At 57.0% G+C, this 19427-nt stretch carries 22 protein-coding genes; 7 read left to right on the top strand and 15 right to left on the bottom strand.

Features of this window, described 5'->3' with window-relative positions:
• Positions 1-51 precede the first annotated feature (51 nt).
• The 5 genes from YERSI8AC_RS02205 to radC all read right to left on the bottom strand — a co-directional run bounded on the left by YERSI8AC_RS02205 (position 52) and on the right by radC (position 3793).
• Positions 52-1242 carry a class I SAM-dependent rRNA methyltransferase gene (locus YERSI8AC_RS02205; protein WP_159175994.1) on the bottom strand — a complete coding sequence of 397 codons (1191 nt, stop codon included), beginning with the start codon at positions 1240-1242 and terminating at the stop codon, positions 52-54.
• A gap of 137 nt (positions 1243-1379) precedes the next feature.
• Positions 1380-2222 carry a bifunctional DNA-formamidopyrimidine glycosylase/DNA-(apurinic or apyrimidinic site) lyase gene (gene mutM, locus YERSI8AC_RS02200; protein ID WP_022520203.1) on the bottom strand — a complete coding sequence of 281 codons (843 nt, stop codon included), beginning with the start codon at positions 2220-2222 and terminating at the stop codon, positions 1380-1382.
• 157 nt (positions 2223-2379) lie between these two features.
• Positions 2380-2535, bottom strand: coding sequence for a 50S ribosomal protein L33 (gene rpmG / locus YERSI8AC_RS02195; protein ID WP_022520204.1), 156 nt, complete (start codon positions 2533-2535; stop codon positions 2380-2382).
• Between the two features lie 68 nt (positions 2536-2603).
• Complete coding sequence (gene rpmB / locus YERSI8AC_RS02190; RefSeq protein WP_022520205.1) at positions 2604-2840, bottom strand: 50S ribosomal protein L28; 237 nt, start codon at positions 2838-2840, stop codon at positions 2604-2606.
• Positions 2841-3118: 278 nt separating this feature from the next.
• The gene (gene radC, locus YERSI8AC_RS02185; RefSeq protein ID WP_009288617.1) at positions 3119-3793 is read right to left on the bottom strand and encodes a RadC family protein; all 675 of its coding nucleotides are present in this window, start codon (positions 3791-3793) and stop codon (positions 3119-3121) included.
• Positions 3794-3968: 175 nt separating this feature from the next.
• Between radC and coaBC the strand changes: the two genes are divergently transcribed.
• The 5 genes from coaBC (at position 3969) to slmA (ending at position 8827) form a co-directional block, all read left to right on the top strand.
• Positions 3969-5264 (top strand): bifunctional phosphopantothenoylcysteine decarboxylase/phosphopantothenate--cysteine ligase CoaBC, encoded by a 1296-nt coding sequence (coaBC, locus tag YERSI8AC_RS02180; RefSeq protein ID WP_039860871.1) that lies wholly within the window; start codon positions 3969-3971, stop codon positions 5262-5264.
• A complete protein-coding gene (gene dut / locus YERSI8AC_RS02175) occupies positions 5261-5719 on the top strand; it encodes a dUTP diphosphatase (protein ID WP_022520207.1) in 459 nt (152 codons plus the stop codon). The genes coaBC and dut overlap by 4 nt, the downstream gene beginning before the upstream one ends.
• Before the next feature lie 61 nt (positions 5720-5780).
• Positions 5781-7178, top strand: a complete 1398-nt coding sequence (locus YERSI8AC_RS02170; RefSeq protein ID WP_159175993.1) for a phosphomannomutase/phosphoglucomutase — start codon at positions 5781-5783, stop codon at positions 7176-7178.
• 121 nt (positions 7179-7299) lie between these two features.
• Positions 7300-8199 carry an acetylglutamate kinase gene (gene argB / locus YERSI8AC_RS02165; protein WP_007111740.1) on the top strand — a complete coding sequence of 300 codons (900 nt, stop codon included), beginning with the start codon at positions 7300-7302 and terminating at the stop codon, positions 8197-8199.
• Positions 8200-8218: 19 nt separating this feature from the next.
• Positions 8219-8827, top strand: coding sequence for a nucleoid occlusion factor SlmA (gene slmA / locus YERSI8AC_RS02160; protein ID WP_022520209.1), 609 nt, complete (start codon positions 8219-8221; stop codon positions 8825-8827).
• Positions 8828-8920: 93 nt separating this feature from the next.
• Here the strand turns inward: slmA and rpoH are convergent, their stop codons facing one another.
• From rpoH to ftsY, 4 genes are all read right to left on the bottom strand, one after another.
• Complete coding sequence (rpoH, locus tag YERSI8AC_RS02155; RefSeq protein ID WP_022520210.1) at positions 8921-9787, bottom strand: RNA polymerase sigma factor RpoH; 867 nt, start codon at positions 9785-9787, stop codon at positions 8921-8923.
• 197 nt (positions 9788-9984) lie between these two features.
• On the bottom strand, positions 9985-11034 hold the full coding sequence (ftsX, locus tag YERSI8AC_RS02150) for a permease-like cell division protein FtsX (protein ID WP_022520211.1): 1050 nt from the start codon (positions 11032-11034) through the stop codon (positions 9985-9987).
• The gene (ftsE, locus tag YERSI8AC_RS02145; RefSeq protein WP_022520212.1) at positions 11031-11699 is read right to left on the bottom strand and encodes a cell division ATP-binding protein FtsE; all 669 of its coding nucleotides are present in this window, start codon (positions 11697-11699) and stop codon (positions 11031-11033) included. Before ftsE ends, ftsX begins: the two co-directional genes overlap by 4 nt.
• A complete protein-coding gene (gene ftsY, locus YERSI8AC_RS02140; protein ID WP_027957753.1) occupies positions 11696-12961 on the bottom strand; it encodes a signal recognition particle-docking protein FtsY in 1266 nt (421 codons plus the stop codon). The genes ftsE and ftsY overlap by 4 nt, the downstream gene beginning before the upstream one ends.
• A 90-nt stretch (positions 12962-13051) precedes the next feature.
• On the opposite strand from ftsY, the gene rsmD reads away from it, so the two are divergent.
• Positions 13052-13696: a 16S rRNA (guanine(966)-N(2))-methyltransferase RsmD gene (rsmD, locus tag YERSI8AC_RS02135; protein WP_022520214.1), complete on the top strand. Its 645-nt coding sequence runs from the start codon at positions 13052-13054 to the stop codon at positions 13694-13696.
• 134 nt (positions 13697-13830) lie between these two features.
• Positions 13831-14025 carry a cell division protein ZapB gene (gene zapB / locus YERSI8AC_RS02130; RefSeq protein WP_022520215.1) on the top strand — a complete coding sequence of 65 codons (195 nt, stop codon included), beginning with the start codon at positions 13831-13833 and terminating at the stop codon, positions 14023-14025.
• A 24-nt stretch (positions 14026-14049) separates the two neighbouring features.
• Here zapB and rimI read toward each other — a convergent pair whose 3' ends face one another.
• From rimI to lysS, 6 genes are all read right to left on the bottom strand, one after another.
• Complete coding sequence (gene rimI, locus YERSI8AC_RS02125; protein WP_022520216.1) at positions 14050-14499, bottom strand: ribosomal protein S18-alanine N-acetyltransferase; 450 nt, start codon at positions 14497-14499, stop codon at positions 14050-14052.
• On the bottom strand, positions 14489-15427 hold the full coding sequence (locus YERSI8AC_RS02120) for a hypothetical protein (protein WP_159175991.1): 939 nt from the start codon (positions 15425-15427) through the stop codon (positions 14489-14491). The genes rimI and YERSI8AC_RS02120 overlap by 11 nt, the downstream gene beginning before the upstream one ends.
• Entirely contained in the window at positions 15424-15732 is a 309-nt protein-coding gene (locus tag YERSI8AC_RS02115; protein ID WP_039860389.1) for a BolA family protein, read from the bottom strand. Before YERSI8AC_RS02115 ends, YERSI8AC_RS02120 begins: the two co-directional genes overlap by 4 nt.
• Positions 15733-15775: 43 nt before the next feature.
• Complete coding sequence (locus YERSI8AC_RS02110; RefSeq protein ID WP_022520219.1) at positions 15776-17179, bottom strand: MFS transporter; 1404 nt, start codon at positions 17177-17179, stop codon at positions 15776-15778.
• A 238-nt stretch (positions 17180-17417) separates the two neighbouring features.
• On the bottom strand, positions 17418-17804 hold the full coding sequence (locus YERSI8AC_RS02105) for a hypothetical protein (protein WP_022520220.1): 387 nt from the start codon (positions 17802-17804) through the stop codon (positions 17418-17420).
• Positions 17805-17888: 84 nt separating this feature from the next.
• Positions 17889-19400, bottom strand: coding sequence for a lysine--tRNA ligase (gene lysS / locus YERSI8AC_RS02100; RefSeq protein ID WP_022520221.1), 1512 nt, complete (start codon positions 19398-19400; stop codon positions 17889-17891).
• Positions 19401-19427: the final 27 nt, after the last annotated feature.

The raw sequence follows: 19427 nt of genomic DNA, 5'->3' as shown, positions 1-19427 counted from the left end.
TGTACCTTTACTCCCCTACACGCTGACTTCTCTGAACTCTAGCTACCTGAACTAGTCGCGGAACACACGCACACCCAGCGCCTTCAGGTAAGACGTTTCAGGGATAGCCGGATGCACCGGGTGATCAGGCCCTTGGTGGCCTTGGAAAATCACCTGCCCGTGACGATCCTGGTGGCGAACCGCACCACGCACTACGTCCATTAGCCGCTCGGGCGCCAGGTGCATGGAGCAGGACGCAGACAACAGCAGACCATCGCGACCCAGCAGGCGCATGGCCTCGCGGTTCAAGCGGGCGTAGGCACGCTCACCGTTGGGAATGTCCTTGCGCTTTTTGATAAACGCTGGCGGGTCAAGAATGACCACGTCAAACTCCTCGCCCTCTGCCTTCAACGCTGCTAACGCTTCAAATGCATCTCCCTCACTAACCGCTACCTTCTCCTGCACGCCATTCAGCTCGGCGTTGCGCGCCACTTGAGCCAGCGCCGGGCCTGAAGAGTCCAGGCACATCACCTCTCTCGCGCCATGAACAGCCGCCTGCACGCCCCAACCGCCTACGTAGCTGAATACGTCCAGCACGCGCTTACCTTCCACATTGCGATTGATCCACTCGCGATTAACCCGGTGATCAAAGAACCAGCCGGTCTTCTGACCGTTCAGCACCGGCACCACAAAGTGAGCGCCGTTCTCTTCGAGCACCACTTCGTCAGGCAGCGTACCTTTGATGACGTCAACGTGGGCCTCAAGACCTTCCTGACGACGGCCGCCAGTATCGTTACGGAAGACGATCACCTCCGGTTTGATGACTTTTTCCAGCGCGTCGACAATTTCATCCGCCAGCGCCTGCATACCCGCGGTATTGAGCTGCACGACGAGGACATCACCAAAACGATCGATCACCAAACCTGGCAACAGGTCGCCTTCGCCGTGGATCAAGCGGTAGAACGGCTGCGCATAAAGGCGCTGACGCAGTGCCAACGCTTGATTAAAGCGGTGTACAAACAGCGAACGATCCAAGCGCATCTCGGGGTCACGAGACATTATCCGGGCAGCAATTAACGAATGAGGGTTTACATACGCGACGGCCATTACTTTGCCATTGGAGGCTTCTACCAGTGCGGTTTCGCCTGCCGCAAAGTTTTTCAGCGGCGTCTCTTTGATATCCACCTCATTGGAGTAGATCCAAAGATGGCCCGCTTTAAGACGGCGGTCGGCATTTTTATTCAGGCGCAGGCGTTGGGTCACAGCAATCTCCAAAAATTTTGTCTTTAAAACCTTGCCTTAAAAACCTGTGTCTTAAAACCTGGGCTTAAAAACGGAGGCAAGGCAAAAGATGAGGCAAAGCAATACTTAAATAAAACAGTAGCACTGATAGGTAGCCATTAGCGCTGGCAGCCGGGGCAGAACACACTAGCACGCTGGCCAAGCGTAATGCGCCGAAGCTCAGCGCCACAGCGCAAACAGGGTTGGCCGTGGCGGCCATAAACATTAAGGCGTTGGGCAAAGTAGCCGGGCTCACCCTGGCCACTGACAAAGTCCCGCAGCGTGGTGCCACCTTGGGTAATTGCCGCCGCCAGCACGTCTTTCACGGCCAGGGCCAAGGCGTCATAGCGAGCACGGGAAACTCTCCCCGCCGCACGGCGGGGATCAATGCCGGCCATAAATAGCGCCTCTGCCGCGTAGATATTCCCGGCACCAACAACCACCTGGTTATCCATCAGAAACGGTTTTACTGCCACGCGCTTGTTGCGCGAGAGCGTGTAGAGCCATTTGCCGTTAAACGCATCAGACAGCGGCTCAGGGCCCAAGTGAGCAAGCCGTTTATCCTGCGCTGCGTCTGCGGCCTGCCAATCCACAAAGCCAAACCGACGGGGATCGTGATAGCGCAGCACATAGCCGCTGGCAGTCACCACGTCCACGTGGTCATGCTTTTTAGGCAAATCCCCCACCCGGGCAATCCGCAGACTGCCCGACATACCCAAGTGCCAGAGCAGCGTCGCGCTAGCGTCACCTTCAAGCGCGCCGCCAGCCTGGATAGGAATCTGCAGGTATTTTGCCCGCCGCATCAACCCCCCAATGCGCGCACCTACCAACCGCTCGGCCAGATCATCGGGCACAGGCACACGCAGCCGCGGCTGACGCACCAGCACTTCGGTGACTTCCTGGCCTTCAATATAGGGAGCAATCCCGCGTCGGGTGGTTTCAACTTCAGGAAGTTCGGGCATATTTAGACATCGTACCTGCCTGTAGTGACAGCCTAATGAAGGTGGTTTAGCGAAGCATGCGACACACGAAAGACATGCATGCAAAAACCCGGCTTGAGGCCGGGTTTTTGAACAGGCGCTCGCCTGCAGTGGAAGCCGATCAACATCGCAAAAGCGATTACTTGATCTTCGCTTCCTTGTAGATCACGTGCTTACGGATGACCGGGTCGAATTTCTTGAATTCAAATTTATCCGGAGTGTTCCGCTTGTTCTTATCAGTGGTGTAGAAGTGGCCTGTACCGGCACTGGACACCAACTTGATTTTATCGCGCATGGTTTAACTCTCCCAAAATGCTTGGCCCAAAATACCTGGCCCAAAGGGCTTTGTATAATAAAGCTGGCTTAGATAGCGTCGCCACGCTTACGAATAGCAACCAAAACTGTGTCGATACCTTTCTTGTCGATGATGCGCATTCCTTTAGTGGAAACGCGCAGCTTGACGAAGCGGTTCTCAGACTCAACCCAAAAACGATGGGTGTGCAGGTTCGGCAAGAAACGACGACGTGTCTTACGCTGGGAGTGTGAAACGTTATTTCCAGTTACCGGACGCTTGCCGGTAACCTGACATACTTTGGACATTAGAGCCTCCAACTGCTTGGCCAGGATATAATAACCTGAGTGTTCAAAACTGTCGGGCAAACCGGAGCAGGGAAGGTGTCGACGCCGTTAACCGCCAAGCTTTATCCAAATCCGTTATTCAACCCAAGTTTAAAGGTGGCACTTTATACCAGAGCACCCGACTTACAGCAAGCAAAACCCACAAAAAAGGCTGGAAAAGCACTTTTTTGCTCATTTTACTTAATCAAAACGGCATAGACTTAATCAAAACGGCATAGAGCAGTGCATTCTTATGCTGCTTATAGCCAGCCGCGCTCGGCAAAAGAGATCACTTCTCCATCCCCCACCACGAAATGATCCAGCACGCGCACGTCAAAAAGTACCAGCGCCTCTTTGAGGCGTTCCGTGATACGTCGATCAGCATCGCTTGGCTCTGCCACACCAGAAGGGTGGTTATGCGCCAGGATAACGGCGCCAGCGCTCAGCTCTAATGCGCGCTTGGCAACTTCGCGGGGGTAAACGGATGCGCTGTCTAGGGTACCGCGAAACAGCGATTCATAGCGAATAATTCGGTGCTGAGTATCCAAAAAAAGCACCGCAAACTCCTCATGCCCTAAATGGCGTAGCTGCGAACTCAGGTAGTGGCGCACCAAGGCAGGTGATGTCAGCGCATTGCCCCGCGCCAACTGGCTGGCTAAATGGCGCCGCGACAGCTCAAGCGTCGCCTGGAGCTGAGCGTACTTGGCGCTACCTAACCCACGGGCAGCACAGAAGCTTTCCTGATCGGCCTCTAGCAGTTGGCGCAAACCACCGAAACTGCTGAGTAAATCCCGCGCTAAATCGACCGCCGAACGACCCTGTACGCCAACACGCAAAAAAATTGCCAGCAACTCGGCATCTGAGAGCGCCTGGGCGCCAGTATTTAATAGCTTTTCCCGGGGCCGCTCACCTTCCGGCCAGTGATTAATTCCCATCGCACCTCACCCGCGCTGCCCATCTTTGTCGATCGAAGCCAGCCTCAACACGCATAGCTTTACAGCCATAAGCCTCATTAAACCTAGCTTAACCTTGTTTGTGCTCAATATGCCAAATTGTTGGTGCCAATGGTATGGTAAGCCTCCTTACGAACGCGGATATGGATCACTGACCATGGCCTCTGCTGTTAACTCGACAAGCGCGTCGACGCTCGCCGGCAAACGCGTACTGCTCGGCGTTAGTGCGGGTATCGCTGCCTACAAAAGCGCGTTGCTTGTGCGCCTGCTCAAGCAGGTGGGCTGCGAGGTGCGCGTGGTGATGACCGACGGGGCCCAGGCCTTTATTACCCCGCTCACGCTGCAGGCGCTCTCCGGCGAGCCTGTGCGCACCTCTTTACTCGACCCCGAAGCCGAGGCGGGCATGGGCCATATTGAGCTGGCCCGCTGGGCGGATATAGTGCTGATCGCTCCGGCGACTGCCGACCTTATCGCTCGTTTGGTGCACGGTATGGCCGACGACCTGCTCACTACGCTCTGCCTGGCCTCAGAAGCGCCCAAACTGATTGCCCCGGCGATGAACCAGGCTATGTGGCGCCACCCCGCCACCCAGCGTAACGTAGCGCAGCTTGAGCATGACGGTTGGCAGCTCATAGGCCCCGCCGCCGGTGACCAGGCCTGTGGCGATGTGGGGCCAGGCCGCATGAGCGAGCCTGAAGAGATTTTTAGCGCGGTTACGGCGCTGTTTGCTGCCCCTATCACCACAGCGCCTCACTCACATGCACCCCATATTGTGATCACCGCTGGCCCTACCCGTGAGCCACTGGATCCCGTGCGCTACATCTCCAATCACAGCTCGGGGAAAATGGGCTTTTCCCTGGCCGCAGCCGCGGTAGCTGAAGGGGCCAAGGTGACGCTGATCAGTGGGCCGGTTGACCTACCCACTCCCCAGGGCGTGACGCGAATTGACGTTGAGTCAGCCGAGCAGATGCACGCTGAAGCTCAGCGGCTAGCGCCTCAAGCGGCGCTGTTTATCGGCTGCGCGGCTGTCGCCGACTATCGCGCGGCAGCCCCTGCCGAGCATAAGCTCAAAAAGCAGGATGATAGCGACACACTCACCCTGACCCTGGTTAAAAATCCCGATATCATCGCCGGCGTCGCGGCACTGCCCGCCAAACAGCGCCCGCTGGTGATCGGCTTTGCCGCCGAAACCCAGGAGGTTGAGCGTTACGCACGGGATAAATTACAGCGCAAAGGGCTGGATATGATCGTCGCCAACGACGTCTCCCAGGCTGGCCTGGGCTTTGGCAGCGACCAGAACGCCGCCTGGATACTCTGGCGCACCCCTCAAGGCGTCGAGAGCCGCTCAGAAGTTGCACAGCCGAAGACACAGCTGGCCACCACCATCATCCGTCAAGCGCTCGCCCTACTACCCACAACAGCCGCTACGAAAACATCTGGAGAATCCCCATGAGTGCCCGCCCCCGCCTGCAGTGCAAAGTATTAGATGAGCGTTTGCACGACTACCTCCCTGCCTACGCGACAGCTGGCTCGGCGGGAATGGATCTGCGCGCCCTGCTGGATGAGCCGTTAATATTAGCGCCCGGCGATTGCCAGCTCGTACGCACCGGCATTGCCATCTATATTGAAGATCCGGGTTTGGCAGGCATGATCCTACCGCGCTCCGGTTTGGGGCATAAACATGGCATCGTGCTAGGCAATTTAGTGGGTTTAATCGACTCAGATTACCAGGGCGAACTAATGATTTCGGTCTGGAACCGTGGTCAGAGCTCGTTTACGCTAACCCCCTTCGATCGGCTGGCACAGTACGTGCTTGTGCCTGTGGTACAGGCCGAACTCTCCTTGGTGGACGCGTTTGAAGACTCCTCAAGGGGCGGCGCCGGGTTTGGCAGTACGGGCAGTCAGTAACGAGTGGTCGCGCCTGTTTAGGAACCCTTTTAAGGAAACGTCTATTTAGCTGGGAAGCCCTATGAACGCACAGTCTGTACCCGCTTCGATTTTTCGCGCCTACGATATTCGCGGTATCGTTGACGACACGCTCACTGAAGAGACGGTAGAAATGATCGGGCGTGCTGTCGGCTCTGAGGCCGCCGCGCGGGGCGAATCCAGCGTGGTAGTCGCCCGCGACGGTCGCCTTTCAGGCGCTCGGCTGCAGGCAGCGCTGATGCGTGGCCTGAACGCCGCAGGGCGCGATGTGATCGATATCGGCATGGTGCCCACCCCGGTGCTCTACTTCGCCACTCACATACTGGAAGGCACCCAATCAGGCGTAATGGTCACCGGTAGCCACAATCCGCCTGACTATAACGGCTTTAAAATTGTGCTGAGCGGCGAAACGCTCTCTGGTGATGCGATTACAGCCCTGTTTGAACGTATCCAGTCCGGCAACCTAGACAGTAGCTTAGACAATGCTCAAGGCAGTATCACCCAGCAGGATGTTCGTGAACGCTATTTAACGCGCATTCTAGGCGACGTTAAGATCAACCGACCGATAAAAGCCGTGGTCGACTGCGGCAACGGCGTTGCCGGGGAACTCGGTCCGCAGCTGCTGGCACGGTTAGGTATTGAGACCATCCCGCTGTTTGCGGAAATTGACGGCCATTTCCCCAATCACCACCCTGATCCGGGCAAGCCGGAAAATGTCCAGGATCTGATCCGCAAAGTGCACGAAACCGGGGCCGACATTGGCCTTGCTTTCGATGGTGATGGCGACCGTCTGGGCGTTGTCACACCCACTGGCAAGCTGATTTATCCCGACCACCTGCTGATGGTGTTTGCCACCGATATGCTCGCGCGCCAACCTGGGGCCAAGGTTATTTTCGATATTAAGTGCACTGGCAACTTGGTCAAAGTGATCAGCGAGGCCGGCGGCGAACCGGAAATGTGGCGTACCGGGCACTCGATGATCAAGGCGCGTATGCAGGAAACCGGCGCTCAGCTTGGTGGCGAGATGAGTGGGCATATTTTTTTCCAAGAGCACTGGTATGGTTTTGACGATGGCCTCTACGCCGCCGCTCGGCTGGTAGAGATTCTCGCCAATCAAGCCGACGACGCCGATACTTTTTTTGCCAACTTCCCTCAAGACGTTGCCACACCGGAAATTAATATAGCGGTTAGCGACGATAACAAATTTTCTCTGGTGGATAAGCTTGCTCGCGAGGGCGACTTCGGCGAAGGTATAAAAACAACTTTGGACGGCATTCGCGTTGACTACCAGGATGGCTGGGGGCTGTGCCGCCCCTCGAACACCACGCCTGCACTGGTCATGCGCTTTGAAGGGAAAGACGAGGCCGCGCTAGCACGCATCAAAGCAATTTTTAACGACGCGCTTCGGCGCGTCGCGCCAGACATTGAGCTCCCCCAGTAGACAGATAGCTCTTTAAATAGCTCGGGGCTGGAGGGATCGCGACCACCTAGAAAGCGCGACCCTCATCACTTAATCAGCATAAACGTTAGCAGCATAATAAACGTTCGCAAGGGACAACCTCATGAGTTCAGCCAGTCGCGATCCCCAGGTCGTTGTGGAGGTGCTTTCCGAAGCCCTCCCGTATATTCAGCAGTTCTCCGGCAAAACCGTGGTGGTCAAATATGGCGGTAACGCCATGACCGAAAGCACCCTGATCGACTCCTTTGCCCGCGATATCGTGTTAATGAAGGAAGTCGGCATCAACCCGGTGGTGGTGCATGGCGGCGGGCCGCAGATCGGAGACCTGCTCAAAAAGCTCAACATTGAATCTCGCTTCGTCAACGGCATGCGCGTTACCGACTCACAAACCATGGACGTGGTCGAGATGGTACTGGGCGGCTTGGTCAACAAAAGCATCGTCAACCTGATCAATCAAAGCGGCGGTAAAGCGATTGGCTTGACCGGTAAAGATGGCTCACAAATTCGTGCCCGCCAGCTCAAAGTTGAGCACCAAAGTCCCGAAATGACGGCGCCCGAGATCATCGATATTGGCCATGTGGGCGAAGTGGAGTCGATCTCAACCGAGCTTATCGAGATGCTGGCAGCGCGTGATTTTATTCCGGTGATTGCACCGATTGGCGTCGACGCCGCAGGCCACAGCTACAATATCAACGCTGACCTGGTAGCGGGAAAGATCGCCGAAGCGCTCAATGCAGAAAAGCTGATGCTACTCACCAATGTCGCCGGGTTAATGAATACCGAAGGTGAAGTGCTCACCGGTTTAAGCACCGCTCAGGTGGATGACCTGATCGCCGATGGCACGATTTATGGCGGCATGCTGCCCAAAATCCGCTGCGCGCTGGATGCAGTGAAGGGCGGCGTGAACAGCTCGCACATTATTGATGGCCGTGTCCCCCACGCGGTGTTACTGGAAATTTTCACCAATGCTGGGGTAGGTACTCAAATCAAGGACGCGAGCTAACCGCGACGGAGGCCACATTATGAGCGAAGATCAAAAACCTCGCCGCCGCGAGCAAATTCTCCAAGCCCTGGCATTGATGCTCGAGGAAGATAGCGGCAAGCGCATTACCACAGCCGCCCTCGCCCGCCAGGTAGGAGTTTCAGAAGCGGCGCTCTACCGCCACTTTCCCAGCAAAGCGCGTATGTTTGAGGGGCTGATTGACTTTATCGAAGAGAGTATTTTTGCCCGCATCACGCGTATTTTAGAAGACGTTCCCGACGCCACCTCCCGCTGCGGCACCATACTCGCGCTGCTGCTGGGCTTTGCTGAGAAAAATCCTGGCCTGGCACGAGTGATGGGCGGCGACGTACTCACCGGCGAAACCGCACGGCTACGCCAGCGGGTCAACCAGCTGTTTGAACGCCTGGAAATGCAGCTTAAGCAGATTCTGCGCGAAGCCGAACTGCGTGAAGGCCTACGCCCCACGATTCCTGCCTCTGCCGCTGCCAATTTGTTAGCGGCCCAGGCGGAGGGGCGAATTTCACAGTATGTGCGCAGCGACTTTAAGCGCTTGCCCACCGAACATTGGGAAGATCAGTGGTCGCTGCTATCGGCCCACTTACTGCGCGCCACGGCACAGCCTGCTTAGGCTCGCGTGCTGGCTGCACAAAAAGCCGGCTCCTTTAACGGGAGCCGGTTTTTTTAATGCTGAAAAGCCACAAATTGTGCATTCAGCGTGGTCTTAGGCGACCATTTCCTCACCCATTTTCTGACGCAGCTTTTTCATGGCATTTTTTTCGAGCTGGCGAATACGCTCCGCGCTGACGCCGTAGACGTCGGCCAGATCATGCAGCGTCTCTTTGCTATCGGCTAACCAGCGGCGCTGGAGAATATCCCGCGAGCGCTCATCAAGCCCTTCGAGGGCAAGCTGCAAACGGCGCGTCGAGTCTTCCTCGAAGTTGCTATCTTCCAACTGCGTGGCAGGGTCGGAAGCGGAATCATCCAGGAAGTGCACCGGCGCTTGATAGGTGCTCTCTTCATCATCGCCTGCCGGAGCATCATAGCCTGCATCGTAAGACGACAAGCGCCCTTCCATATCGCGCACGATCTCGGGCTTAACGTCGAGATCTTTGGCGATGGCGTCCACTTCGTCGTTGTTCAACCACGCCAAACGCTTCTTCGCACCGCGCAGGTTAAAGAACAGCTTGCGCTGGGCTTTGGTCGTGGCAATCTTAACGATCCGCCAGTTGCGCAGCACAAATTCGTGAATTTCTGCTTTAATCCAGTGCACGGCAAACGAAACCAGACGAACGCCCTGGTTCGGATCGAAGCGCTTGACGGCTTTCATCAAGCCAACGTTACCTTCTTGAATCAAATCCGCTTGGGGCAACCCATAGCCCGAATAGCTACGCGCGATATGCACCACAAAGCGCAAATGCGACAGTACCAAACGACGAGCGGCTTCCAGATCGCCTTCATCATAGAGGCGATAAGCGAGCTCACGCTCTTCATCGGCCGTTAATACCGAAATTCCATTGACTGCGCGGATGTAACCGCCCAGATCGCCGCCGGGCGAAAGCTGCCCCACCGGTAGAAGACTAGTGCTCATGTGCAGGTGGTCTCCCCTGTAACCCATCGTGGTTGACGTAGCACGTTATCAATAACCTATTACAAAACCGTGATACTAATTCAGTCATACACATTCAGTCATACGAATGTCTGCAATACTGAGACCTTAACGCAAGCATAAAGTTCGCAGGTTAAGCATTACCAGCAGTATCGCATTAGCTGCTTAGAATTCATCAATTATCTTGGCCGAATACTCGAAAGGTGACGAGTCACCGCCAACCAGGCACCCAACCAACCTAGTAGTGTACTGCAAGATAGCAGAATTGTAGAGCCTGTCACGTCGAGTTGAGGTAAAGAAAAACTCGCCCCGTAACTTGCCGCCAGAGCGGATACCGGCAGGGAAAGCCAGTGATTGCCCAGACCTAACAAACCCAGTGCCAACAGCCCACCGCCTAAGCCATACCAAGCACCGCTGTATAGGAAAGGCCGTCGCACAAAGGCATGCGTGGCGCCAATGAGCATCACGACTTCAATTTCCCGGCGACGACTCTCCACCGAGAGACGAATGGTATTACCGACCACCAGCAGCACGCCTAAACCAAACAGCACCCCTAGCGCCAGCGCTACACGGCGACCTAGCTCGGCTAAGTTTCTCAGCCGCTCTACCCAGGCCAGGTCAAGACGCACCTCATCCACCCCAGCGAGCGCTTCAAGACGGGCGGCCAACTGCTGCATGGCAACTGGATCAACGCTTTCTGGGCGTACCACCATACTGATAGGCAGCGGGTTACTCTCCAGCCCTGCCAAGGCATCATCGAGCCCCAGCGACTGCTGGAACTCCGCCATACCCTGCTCGGCGCTGATCAGCTGGGTTTCGAGCACGCCCGGTTCCGCGTTGACCGCCTCCTCGATACGCAGCGACTGGGCATCATCAGCACTCAACTCCAGGTAGACCGTTAGGGTGGCGCTCTCATCAAGCTCTGCATCCAGCAGGCGGGCACTATCCAGGGTTAGCCACAGCGCCGCAGGCAGTACCAGTGCAATAGCGATCGCCAGCATGGTCAGGAGATTACCCAGCGGATAGCGTATCAAGCGCTGAAAGCTATCCCACCCCATACTGCGGTGATGGCGCCCCCATGCCCGCAGGCGGCTGGAAAAGCGCGTTTGCTGCGACCTGGCGCCCCGCTGTGGCGCTTGGGCTTTCTCAACCGCTGGTTTAACAGCGGCTTTGCGCGGCGTTTTTAATGCTGCTCCCTGACGACGCTTGGGTGTCGCGGATGACCTCATACCGCCCCCTCATCGGCTACCAACCTGCCGTCGCTTAAGCGCAGGATGCGGTGGCGCAGTCGGGCAATTAGGGCCAAATCGTGACTGGCGATCATCACGGTGGTACCAATCCGATTAAAGTCCTCAAATAGCGCCATGATATCCGCCGAAAGCTGGGGATCCAGATTGCCCGTCGGTTCATCGGCAAGCAGTAGCGCGGGCTTATTAACCACCGCCCGGGCAATGCCGACCCGCTGCTGCTCGCCGCCGGAGAGCTCTATGGGCAACGCCTTTTCACGATGCAGCAGCCCCACTTTATCTAACGCGGCACGCACACGGCGGGCGGCTTCCCGAGGTTCAACCCCTTGAATCTCCAGCGGTAGAGAAACATTGTGAAAAATGCTGCGATCAAAGAGCAGCTGATGATCCTGGAAAACCACGCCAATTTGGCGCCGATAGAACGGCACTTGGCTGGCATGCAGCTGGGCAATGTCGTGCCCCGCTACGACGACGCGCCCACGGCTAGGTTTCTCAAGGCGCATGATTAAGCGTAGTAGCGAGCTTTTCCCCGCCCCGGAGTGACCGGTAAGAAACACCATTTCGCCCCGGGCAACCCGAAAGTTAAGATGTGCCAGCGCTTCAAAGCGTCCACCGTAGCGTTTTCCCACATGCTCAAAGGCGATCATGCGCTGGCATCGTCCCCTTGGCGGTCAAATAGCGCTTGGACAAAATCATTGGCCTCGAAGGGGCGCAGATCGTCGATACCCTCCCCCACACCAATAAAACGAATCGGCGTTTCCAGCTGTTTAGCCAGCGCGAAAATAATCCCGCCTTTGGCGGTGCCGTCCAGTTTGGTTAGCGTGATCCCGCTGACCGGCACGGCGTCGTTAAAGGTGCTGGCCTGGGAAATCGCGTTTTGCCCGGTGCCCGCATCCAGCACCAGCATCACTTCATGAGGCGCGGTGTCATCTAGCTTCTGCATCACCCGGTGGACTTTTTTCAGCTCTTCCATCAGGTGGCTTTTGTTATGTAGCCGTCCGGCGGTATCGGCGATCAGTACATCAACACCTCGCGCAGTGGCGGCCGCTACCGCGTCATAAATCACCGAGGCGCTGTCCGCGCCGGTGTGTTGGGCGATGACCGGCACCTTGTTGCGCTCGCCCCAGACTTTGAGCTGTTCGACAGCGGCGGCACGGAAAGTGTCACCGGCCGCCAACATAACGCTTTTGCCTTCGCGCTGAAAACGCTGGGTGAGCTTACCAATGGTGGTGGTTTTACCCACGCCATTAACACCCACCACTAAAATAACAAACGGCCCCTTGCCCGCCTTTTCCAGTACAAGCGGTTTGGCGACCGGCGCCAGCATGGCGGACAACTCTTCTTGCAGGCCACGGTAGAGGGCTTCTGGGTTGTTCAACTCTTTGCGCGAGACCCTCGCTTCCAGGCGACCAATAATCTCGGTCGTCGCATCAATGCCCACATCGGCCATTAACAGCTGCGTTTCCAGATCTTCCAGCAGTTCGTCATCAATCTGTTTTTTACCTAAAAACAGATCGGCGATGCCATCGGTTAAATTGGCACGGGTTTTCCCCAGGCCTGACTTGATACGCGCAAACCAGCCTTTCTGGTCGCTTTTGTCAGCCACCGGTTTCTCTTGCAAGGCGGGCGCGGGCGTCAGCTCTGGCTCTGGCTCTGGCTCTGGCTCTGGCTCTGGCTCTGGCTCTGGCTCTGGCTCTGGCTCTGGCTCTGGCTCTGGCTCTGGCTCTGGCAAAGTTTCCGGCGCTTCTGAGGTCTCTTCAACAACGTCAGTGGAAGTCTCGGGCGTTGCAATGTCCATCTCATCGGCTTGCTCTTGAGGCTGCTCCTTTAACTGCTCCTCCTGCGCCTGCTTGTCTTGAGGCGCCTGTTGCGGATCTTGCTTATTCTTGCGTTTAAAAAAACCAAACATGAGTGTTACCCGACATAAATAGTGGACATTAAGGTTATGCTAACACCGTAACCCAAGACTTTGGATAAACAGCCCGCTACAATCCGCTTTATGACACGACAACGCCCCCCTCGATCCTCTACATCCCGCCGCACACCTGCTCAGCGGGGTGGTCAACAACTTGGCAAACCCGTTGGTAAGCCACTTGGTAAGTTACGCATCATCGGCGGTGAGTTCCGCCGCCGTCAGTTGCCGGTGCTGGATAGCCCAGGCTTGCGTCCAACCCCAGACCGCGTGCGTGAAACGCTGTTCAATTGGCTCGGCCAACAGCTTTACGGCCAGCAGGTACTCGACCTGTTCGCAGGTACCGGTGCGCTAGGCATTGAAGCGGTGTCTCGCGGCGCCTCCTGGGTCGATTTTGTCGAGCGCGACCCGCGGGTAGCGGCGCAGCTGTCGACCAATCTGGCATCGCTCAATATTACCGCAAGCGCGGTGCATGTTAACGATGTTCAGACTTATCTGACGCGCCCAGCCAAGCCCTATACGCTGGTCTTTCTTGACCCGCCTTTCCATCAGCAGTTGGCCGCGCCCTGCTGTTCGACATTGGAAACTAGTGGCTGGCTGGATAACGAGGCAATGATTTACCTGGAAACCGAGACATCGCTGGCTCCCAAGGTGCCCGCCAACTGGCTATTGCACCGCGAAACCCAGGCGGGCGAAAGCACTGCGCGGCTCTATCAACGTCAAGCACCGTAAACAGCGCTTGCCGCCACGCGGCGGTGGCGTTACGCTCGCCTCATTCGTCCCTACTGACAAGCTTTGTGCTTGTTTATTTGGGTGCCTTTTTATGACCTATTTTGGGTTTTCGTTTTTACGCTAGGGAGAGATACATGAGTCTGGAGCTATTTAATCAACTTGAGCAGAAAGTCACCGACACTGTTGATGCACTGGAGATGATGAAACTGGAAAATGAAGAGCTGCGCGGCGAAAACGCCAAGCTGAAAGAGGAGCGCGAAGAGTGGGAGCGTCGCCTCAACAGCCTGCTCAGCAAGTTCGACAGCCTCGAAACCTCCAGCACGCCTTAGGCTCAGGATAAGTGCGCTGCTGCCCTAAAGCACCAGGGACATCAGCAGCGCATCCTCACGCCCGGCGGCGGCTTGCGACGATAGCGGTGGGTAGTAGCCTTTGCGCCGTCCGTCTTCGCTAAACCCGCAGCGCTGGTAGAGCCGGATAGCGCTAAGATTACTCACCCGCACCTCTAGCAGCAGCCGCTCGCTCAGCCAGCCGCGTGCGGTGGACAGCACGACCTCCATCAACGCCCGACCTGCTCCACTGCGTCGCTGCTCTGGGTGTACTCCAATGGCTTGTAGTTCCGCCTCAAACGGCAGTCGCGCCACAATGGCGTACCCTAACAACTGCTCATCCTGCCACCAGCCCAGTACACAGGTATCCTGGCTGCCCAACGCTGCCAGCATTTGCGTCTCAGAAGTACCGCTCTGCGCCCGGTACTCAAGCGCAATCAGTAGGGCTAGGTGCTCAACGTTGAGTTCAGTGATCATCCGTTGCCTGCTGAGCACTTTCTAACTGAGTGCCCACTGCCTGAGCGCCAGTCGCCTTATCGGCTTCCCACTGCTGGCCTAACGCCTGCAGCGCTGGCCAGAGGTCGCGCTTACTATGGCTACCGTCGAGGAGCGCCCCAAGTGAGGGGCCCTGCCATAAGGGCAGCGAAAGCGTTTGGCTGTGACCTTCAGCCACGTTCAGTATGCGCTCCAGCGGCGCTTGTTCAGCTCCAGATTCGGTATCAGGCTCGGCTTCCAACTCACCCCACCAGAGTAATCGCTCTAACCGCCACCCCTGTCGGCTCGCGCTTCCAGCGATAAACGCCGCCAAGCCCTCGCGGGCTTCGTCCAGGGGATCCTCCACCGCAAAGGCGTTGGCCATTTGCGGCCAGGTGAAGTGGCTCACTTCCGGCAACGCTCCACGCTGAATGCCCGCGGCCTGTAACAGGTTGGCCAGTAGCTGCTGCTCAAGCGGACTCATTTCCCCCGCCTGCAGCACCATCCAGCGGCCCTCAAGACAAACGCAGGAGAGCGCGAACTTAAGCGGTTTGGCTGGCACGGTTTCCGCGCTGGAAGTCGCCGTCTCCGGGTTGGCAATCGCCGGCTTATTTTGGCCCGACTTGTCCGCACGCTGCTTGTCTTGACCCAGCAGTGCCCGCACCGCCGAGGGTGAGGCAATGGCTTCGCCTGAGGCCTGGGGGTCGGAAGATTGAAGTTCGGACGGTTGAGGTTTGGACGTTTGCCGCTTGGGCGCAGGGGCGTCGTCCAGCAATGCCTGTAGCCGCTCCCGAGGTGGCGTAGGGGCAGGCGTCGAATCCTCCCACTCGCAGGCCTCGGTGGGCAGCGCATTAGGCAACTGGTACTTCGCGGCCCAGGCGGTAATACCCATGGCGTCCAGGTAGTGGCGCCGAGTAACTTCTTGATTCACTTCCCGCCGCCGCGACAGTTGGGTGAGCTCGGGCGTTCACCGCCGCGTGCCTGCCACTCGCTGGGGGTATAAAGATGCAGCGCTAAGGCGTGCACCGGTCCGGAAAGCTCATCGGCCAACAGCGCATAAATTTGCTGGTGACGCTTCACCGGCATCATGCCGTCGAAGGAGTCACTCACTAGCGTCACTTTGAAGTGGGTTTCAGAGTTCGCGGGCACGTTGTGCATGTGGCTTTCGTTTTCAACCTGCAGCACGTCCGGCGCAAGTGCCGTTAACTTCTGCTCAATCTGTGTCTGCAGCGTCATAAGGTTCTCCTTGAGAGATCACAAACCATTTTATTGTACGCGCTTACTGGCCCGCAGACGATGCCCGTCGAGCGTGTAACGCACGCCTTGCCAGCGGCATACGCGCCACGCTTGCCAAGAGCGCCAGCAGCGTGGTCGCCGCCCCCAGCCAGAGCGTTACCTGTACCGGCCAGCCTAGCGCCAATGCAGCACCGACTAAGGCTACGCCAAACGACTGCCCGACGGTACGCGTGGTGCTCATGACGCCAGAGACGTTGGAACTGCGCTCCGGTGGCAGACTACCCATCATTTCGCGATTGTTGGGTGGCTGGAACAGGCCAAAACCAATACCGCATAGCGCAGTGCGCCATAGACTTCCCGCCACGCCGGTCGACTCATCGACCAGCGCCAGCGCAATCAGGCCAATGATAAGTAGGCCAAGCCCCGCGCTGGAGAGAATACTGGGATTAATACGGTCGGCTAAGCGCCCCGCTACAGGGCCAACGAACATGATAGCCAGTGGCCAAGGAGTGAACAGCCAAGCGGTTTCCAGTGGCGAAAAACCCATCTGCTCCTGGTAGAAAAACGACAGCGCTACAAACGTAAGGCCCTGACCTATAAAGGCAAGCCCAGAGGCCGATACCGCCAGTGTAAAGCGCAGCTCGGCAAACACGCTAAGCGGCAACAGTGGATACGGCGCACGACGCTGACGCGCAATAAACCCAGCACAGGCCAATACTGCCAACAGTACCCAGCCGCCGCTTTGCCAAATCGGCGCGGCGTGGCTCACGGCGTCCATGGCAATAAAGAAGCTGGCCAGCATAACGATCGAGAGCAGCGCCCCAGCCACATCAAAACTGCCTTTGCGTGGCTCTTCTCGGGGCAATGCACGCTTGGCGAGCCATAACGAGCAAAGACCCAACGGCACATTTAGTGCAAACAGCCAGGGCCAGTCGGCAAAGGACAGGATCACACCGCTTAACGTGGGCCCTGCTGCATAGCCACCGGCCACCACCAAGGCACTTAAGCCAAGGGCACTGCCCAATAGTCGCGAGGGGAAAATGGCTCGATAGAGCGATGGTCCAATCGATAGTGTGGCCGCAGCACCTAGCCCCTGAAAGGCACGAAACACCAGCAACGTTTCTAAATTGCGTGATAGTGCTGCCCCTAGCGCGGCAGCGACAAAGGTGGCCAGTCCAAACAGGTAGAGCCTGCGACGTGTGATCAATTCACTAATGCCCGCAAACACGAGCAAAAAAGCCGCACAAACAACCTGAAACAGGTTAGTAATCCATACCGCTCGGGATGCCGACACATTCAAGTCGGCGGCAATAGTGGGCAGCGCCAGGTTGATCATGGTGGTATCGACCACCGCCATCAAGGTACCGGTCACCAGCGCTAGCACAGCAAGGGCGCGTTCAGGCCCAGGCAGGCCATCGTCGCCGGGGCGGGTTTCAAACAGTCGCATGCAAGCGTTCCTAGGCAGGAGAGATCTTAAACGAAACGGCCAACGCGAAACGATTAAAGACACTGCGTCTAAAGACACAGCGTTAAAAACGATGAAACCGGCCTAAGCCGGTTTCGAAGTGCGCTATTTAACAGTGTGGCATTTCACAGTGCACTAGCGGGCTGTTACCAGCCAAACGCGCAGGCAAACACTGGGCTTATGTAGTACTAGGCTTGCCTAAATACTAGCACGCTAACGGCTAGTCCTGCTCACTATCGAGCAGTAACGCATCATCGACTTCTGAGATTTCCAGCGCCGTTTCGTCGTCTAGATCAATGGCCAGGTAGCTGTGCTCGACGCGCACAAACTCCTGGAACAATGCCCAGTCGAGTTTATCCGGCCACTGCCGTTCGTCCTCTTCCCAAGCGCGCAGCTCAGTCTCGAGAATTTCCACGTAGCGGTCGCGCACAAAAGTTTCCAGCGCTTCCGGGGTATCCATCTCTGGAATCAGGTAAATGGTACTTTCACGTTCGACGTCGTCCAGGGTCAGGTCGTCGTCTCCCATGGTGGGTTCCAGCGCGTTGATCCAGTCCACAAAGGGCTGGGTCGGCCTGACGCTCAGTGCGGAGCGGTTAAGCAGTTTCATGGGATTCTCCTCGCCGTCGAAACGTTGACCATTATGGGCGCTATAACGCGCCCTTACCAACTTTTCATCCGTTATCTTAGCGTGTTAGTCCACTTCAGGGCGCATCGCCGGGAACAGCAACACATCGCGAATCGAGGCGCTGTCGGTGAACAGCATCACCAAGCGGTCAATACCGATGCCTTCGCCCGCGGTGGGCGGCATGCCGTACTCCAAAGCACGTACGTAATCTGCATCGTAGTACATAGCTTCCAGGTCACCGGCATCTTTTTCCGCTGACTGGGCACGGAAGCGCTCCGCCTGATCTTCTGCGTCGTTAAGCTCCGAGAAGCCGTTGGCGATTTCGCGACCACCGACAAAGAACTCAAAGCGGTCAGTGACGAAGGGATTGGCGTCATTACGCCGGGCAAGCGGACTCACTTCAGCCGGGTATTCGGTGATAAAGGTCGGCTGGTCGAGTTTATGCTCGGCAACCTCTTCGAATATCTCCGTTTGCACCTTGCCCAGGCCCCAGCTCTCTTTGACCTTGATGCCCAGTTTCTCGGCAGTTGCCCGCGCCGCTTCCAGCGAATCCAAATCGCTGTCGGCAATGCCGTCACCATGATCGAGAATCGCCTGACGTAGCGTTAAGCGGGCAAAAGGTTTGCCGAAATCGTAGCTCGCGCCCTGATACTCAATCACTGAGTTACCGAGCACTTCTTCAGCGGCGGTGCGCAGCATCGCTTCGGTCATATCGAGCAGGTCGCGGTAATCCGCATAGGCCCAGTAGAACTCCACCATGGTGAATTCTGGGTTGTGGCGCGTTGATAACCCTTCGTTGCGGAAGTTGCGGTTAATCTCGAACACTTTCTCAAAACCGCCCACCACCAGACGCTTGAGGTAAAGCTCTGGCGCAATACGCAGATACATGTCGATATCCAGCGCATTGTGGTGGGTAATGAACGGCCGAGCCGCCGCTCCGCCGGGGATCGGCTGGAGCATCGGTGTCTCTACTTCCATAAAACCACGCGCTTCAAAGAAGCGGCGCATGGAGCTGATGACCGCTGCGCGGGTTTCAAACACCTTGCGCGACTGCGGATTCATGATCAGATCCACATAGCGCTGGCGATAGCGGGCTTCCATATCGGTGAGGCCGTGAAACTTGTCCGGCAGCGGGCGCAGGCTCTTGGTGAGCAGCTGCGCCTCTTTCATCATCACGTACAGATCGCCCTTGCCGGATTTATGCACCGGCCCGTGGGCAGCGACGATGTCACCGATATCCCAGCTTTTAACGTCTTCCAGCACGTCGGCGGGCAGGCCCTTTTTATCCACGTAGAGCTGGATTTGCCCGGCCACATCTTGAATGACGATGAAGGGGCCACGTTGACGCATCACACGACCCGCCACAGCGGCGTGGTGATCCAGCGCTTCAAGCTCGGCCTTGTCTTTATCGCCGAAGGCATTTTGCAGCTCGACGGTTAGGCTGTCGCGGCGAAAATCATTGGGAAACGCACTCTTTCCCTGCTCAGCGGCGCGCTCACGGCGAGCAGTCAACTTGGCACGGCGCTCGGCGATCAGGTGGTTTTCGTTGTCTGCAGGAGACGCGTCTTGGTTAGCCATGGGGCACCCTGTTCATGTTCAAACGCT

This window comes from Halomonas sp. 113 (assembly GCF_904067645.1).
GTDB classification, from domain to species: domain Bacteria; phylum Pseudomonadota; class Gammaproteobacteria; order Pseudomonadales; family Halomonadaceae; genus Vreelandella; species Vreelandella titanicae.
This window is presented reverse-complemented; position numbering and strand designations above follow the sequence as displayed.

Coding starts and splice junctions, on each gene's coding strand:
- mutM (WP_022520203.1), bottom strand. CDS start 2,222: ATGCCCGAACTTCCTGAAGTTGAAACCACCCGACGCGGGATTGCTCCC.
- rpmG (WP_022520204.1), bottom strand. CDS start 2,535: ATGCGCGATAAAATCAAGTTGGTGTCCAGTGCCGGTACAGGCCACTTC.
- rpmB (WP_022520205.1), bottom strand. CDS start 2,840: ATGTCCAAAGTATGTCAGGTTACCGGCAAGCGTCCGGTAACTGGAAAT.
- radC (WP_009288617.1), bottom strand. CDS start 3,793: ATGGGAATTAATCACTGGCCGGAAGGTGAGCGGCCCCGGGAAAAGCTA.
- coaBC (WP_039860871.1), top strand. CDS start 3,969: ATGGCCTCTGCTGTTAACTCGACAAGCGCGTCGACGCTCGCCGGCAAA.
- dut (WP_022520207.1), top strand. CDS start 5,261: ATGAGTGCCCGCCCCCGCCTGCAGTGCAAAGTATTAGATGAGCGTTTG.
- YERSI8AC_RS02170 (WP_159175993.1), top strand. CDS start 5,781: ATGAACGCACAGTCTGTACCCGCTTCGATTTTTCGCGCCTACGATATT.
- argB (WP_007111740.1), top strand. CDS start 7,300: ATGAGTTCAGCCAGTCGCGATCCCCAGGTCGTTGTGGAGGTGCTTTCC.
- slmA (WP_022520209.1), top strand. CDS start 8,219: ATGAGCGAAGATCAAAAACCTCGCCGCCGCGAGCAAATTCTCCAAGCC.
- rpoH (WP_022520210.1), bottom strand. CDS start 9,787: ATGAGCACTAGTCTTCTACCGGTGGGGCAGCTTTCGCCCGGCGGCGAT.
- ftsX (WP_022520211.1), bottom strand. CDS start 11,034: ATGAGGTCATCCGCGACACCCAAGCGTCGTCAGGGAGCAGCATTAAAA.
- ftsE (WP_022520212.1), bottom strand. CDS start 11,699: ATGATCGCCTTTGAGCATGTGGGAAAACGCTACGGTGGACGCTTTGAA.
- ftsY (WP_027957753.1), bottom strand. CDS start 12,961: ATGTTTGGTTTTTTTAAACGCAAGAATAAGCAAGATCCGCAACAGGCG.
- rsmD (WP_022520214.1), top strand. CDS start 13,052: ATGACACGACAACGCCCCCCTCGATCCTCTACATCCCGCCGCACACCT.
- zapB (WP_022520215.1), top strand. CDS start 13,831: ATGAGTCTGGAGCTATTTAATCAACTTGAGCAGAAAGTCACCGACACT.
- rimI (WP_022520216.1), bottom strand. CDS start 14,499: ATGATCACTGAACTCAACGTTGAGCACCTAGCCCTACTGATTGCGCTT.
- YERSI8AC_RS02115 (WP_039860389.1), bottom strand. CDS start 15,732: ATGACGCTGCAGACACAGATTGAGCAGAAGTTAACGGCACTTGCGCCG.
- YERSI8AC_RS02110 (WP_022520219.1), bottom strand. CDS start 17,179: ATGCGACTGTTTGAAACCCGCCCCGGCGACGATGGCCTGCCTGGGCCT.
- YERSI8AC_RS02105 (WP_022520220.1), bottom strand. CDS start 17,804: ATGAAACTGCTTAACCGCTCCGCACTGAGCGTCAGGCCGACCCAGCCC.
- lysS (WP_022520221.1), bottom strand. CDS start 19,400: ATGGCTAACCAAGACGCGTCTCCTGCAGACAACGAAAACCACCTGATC.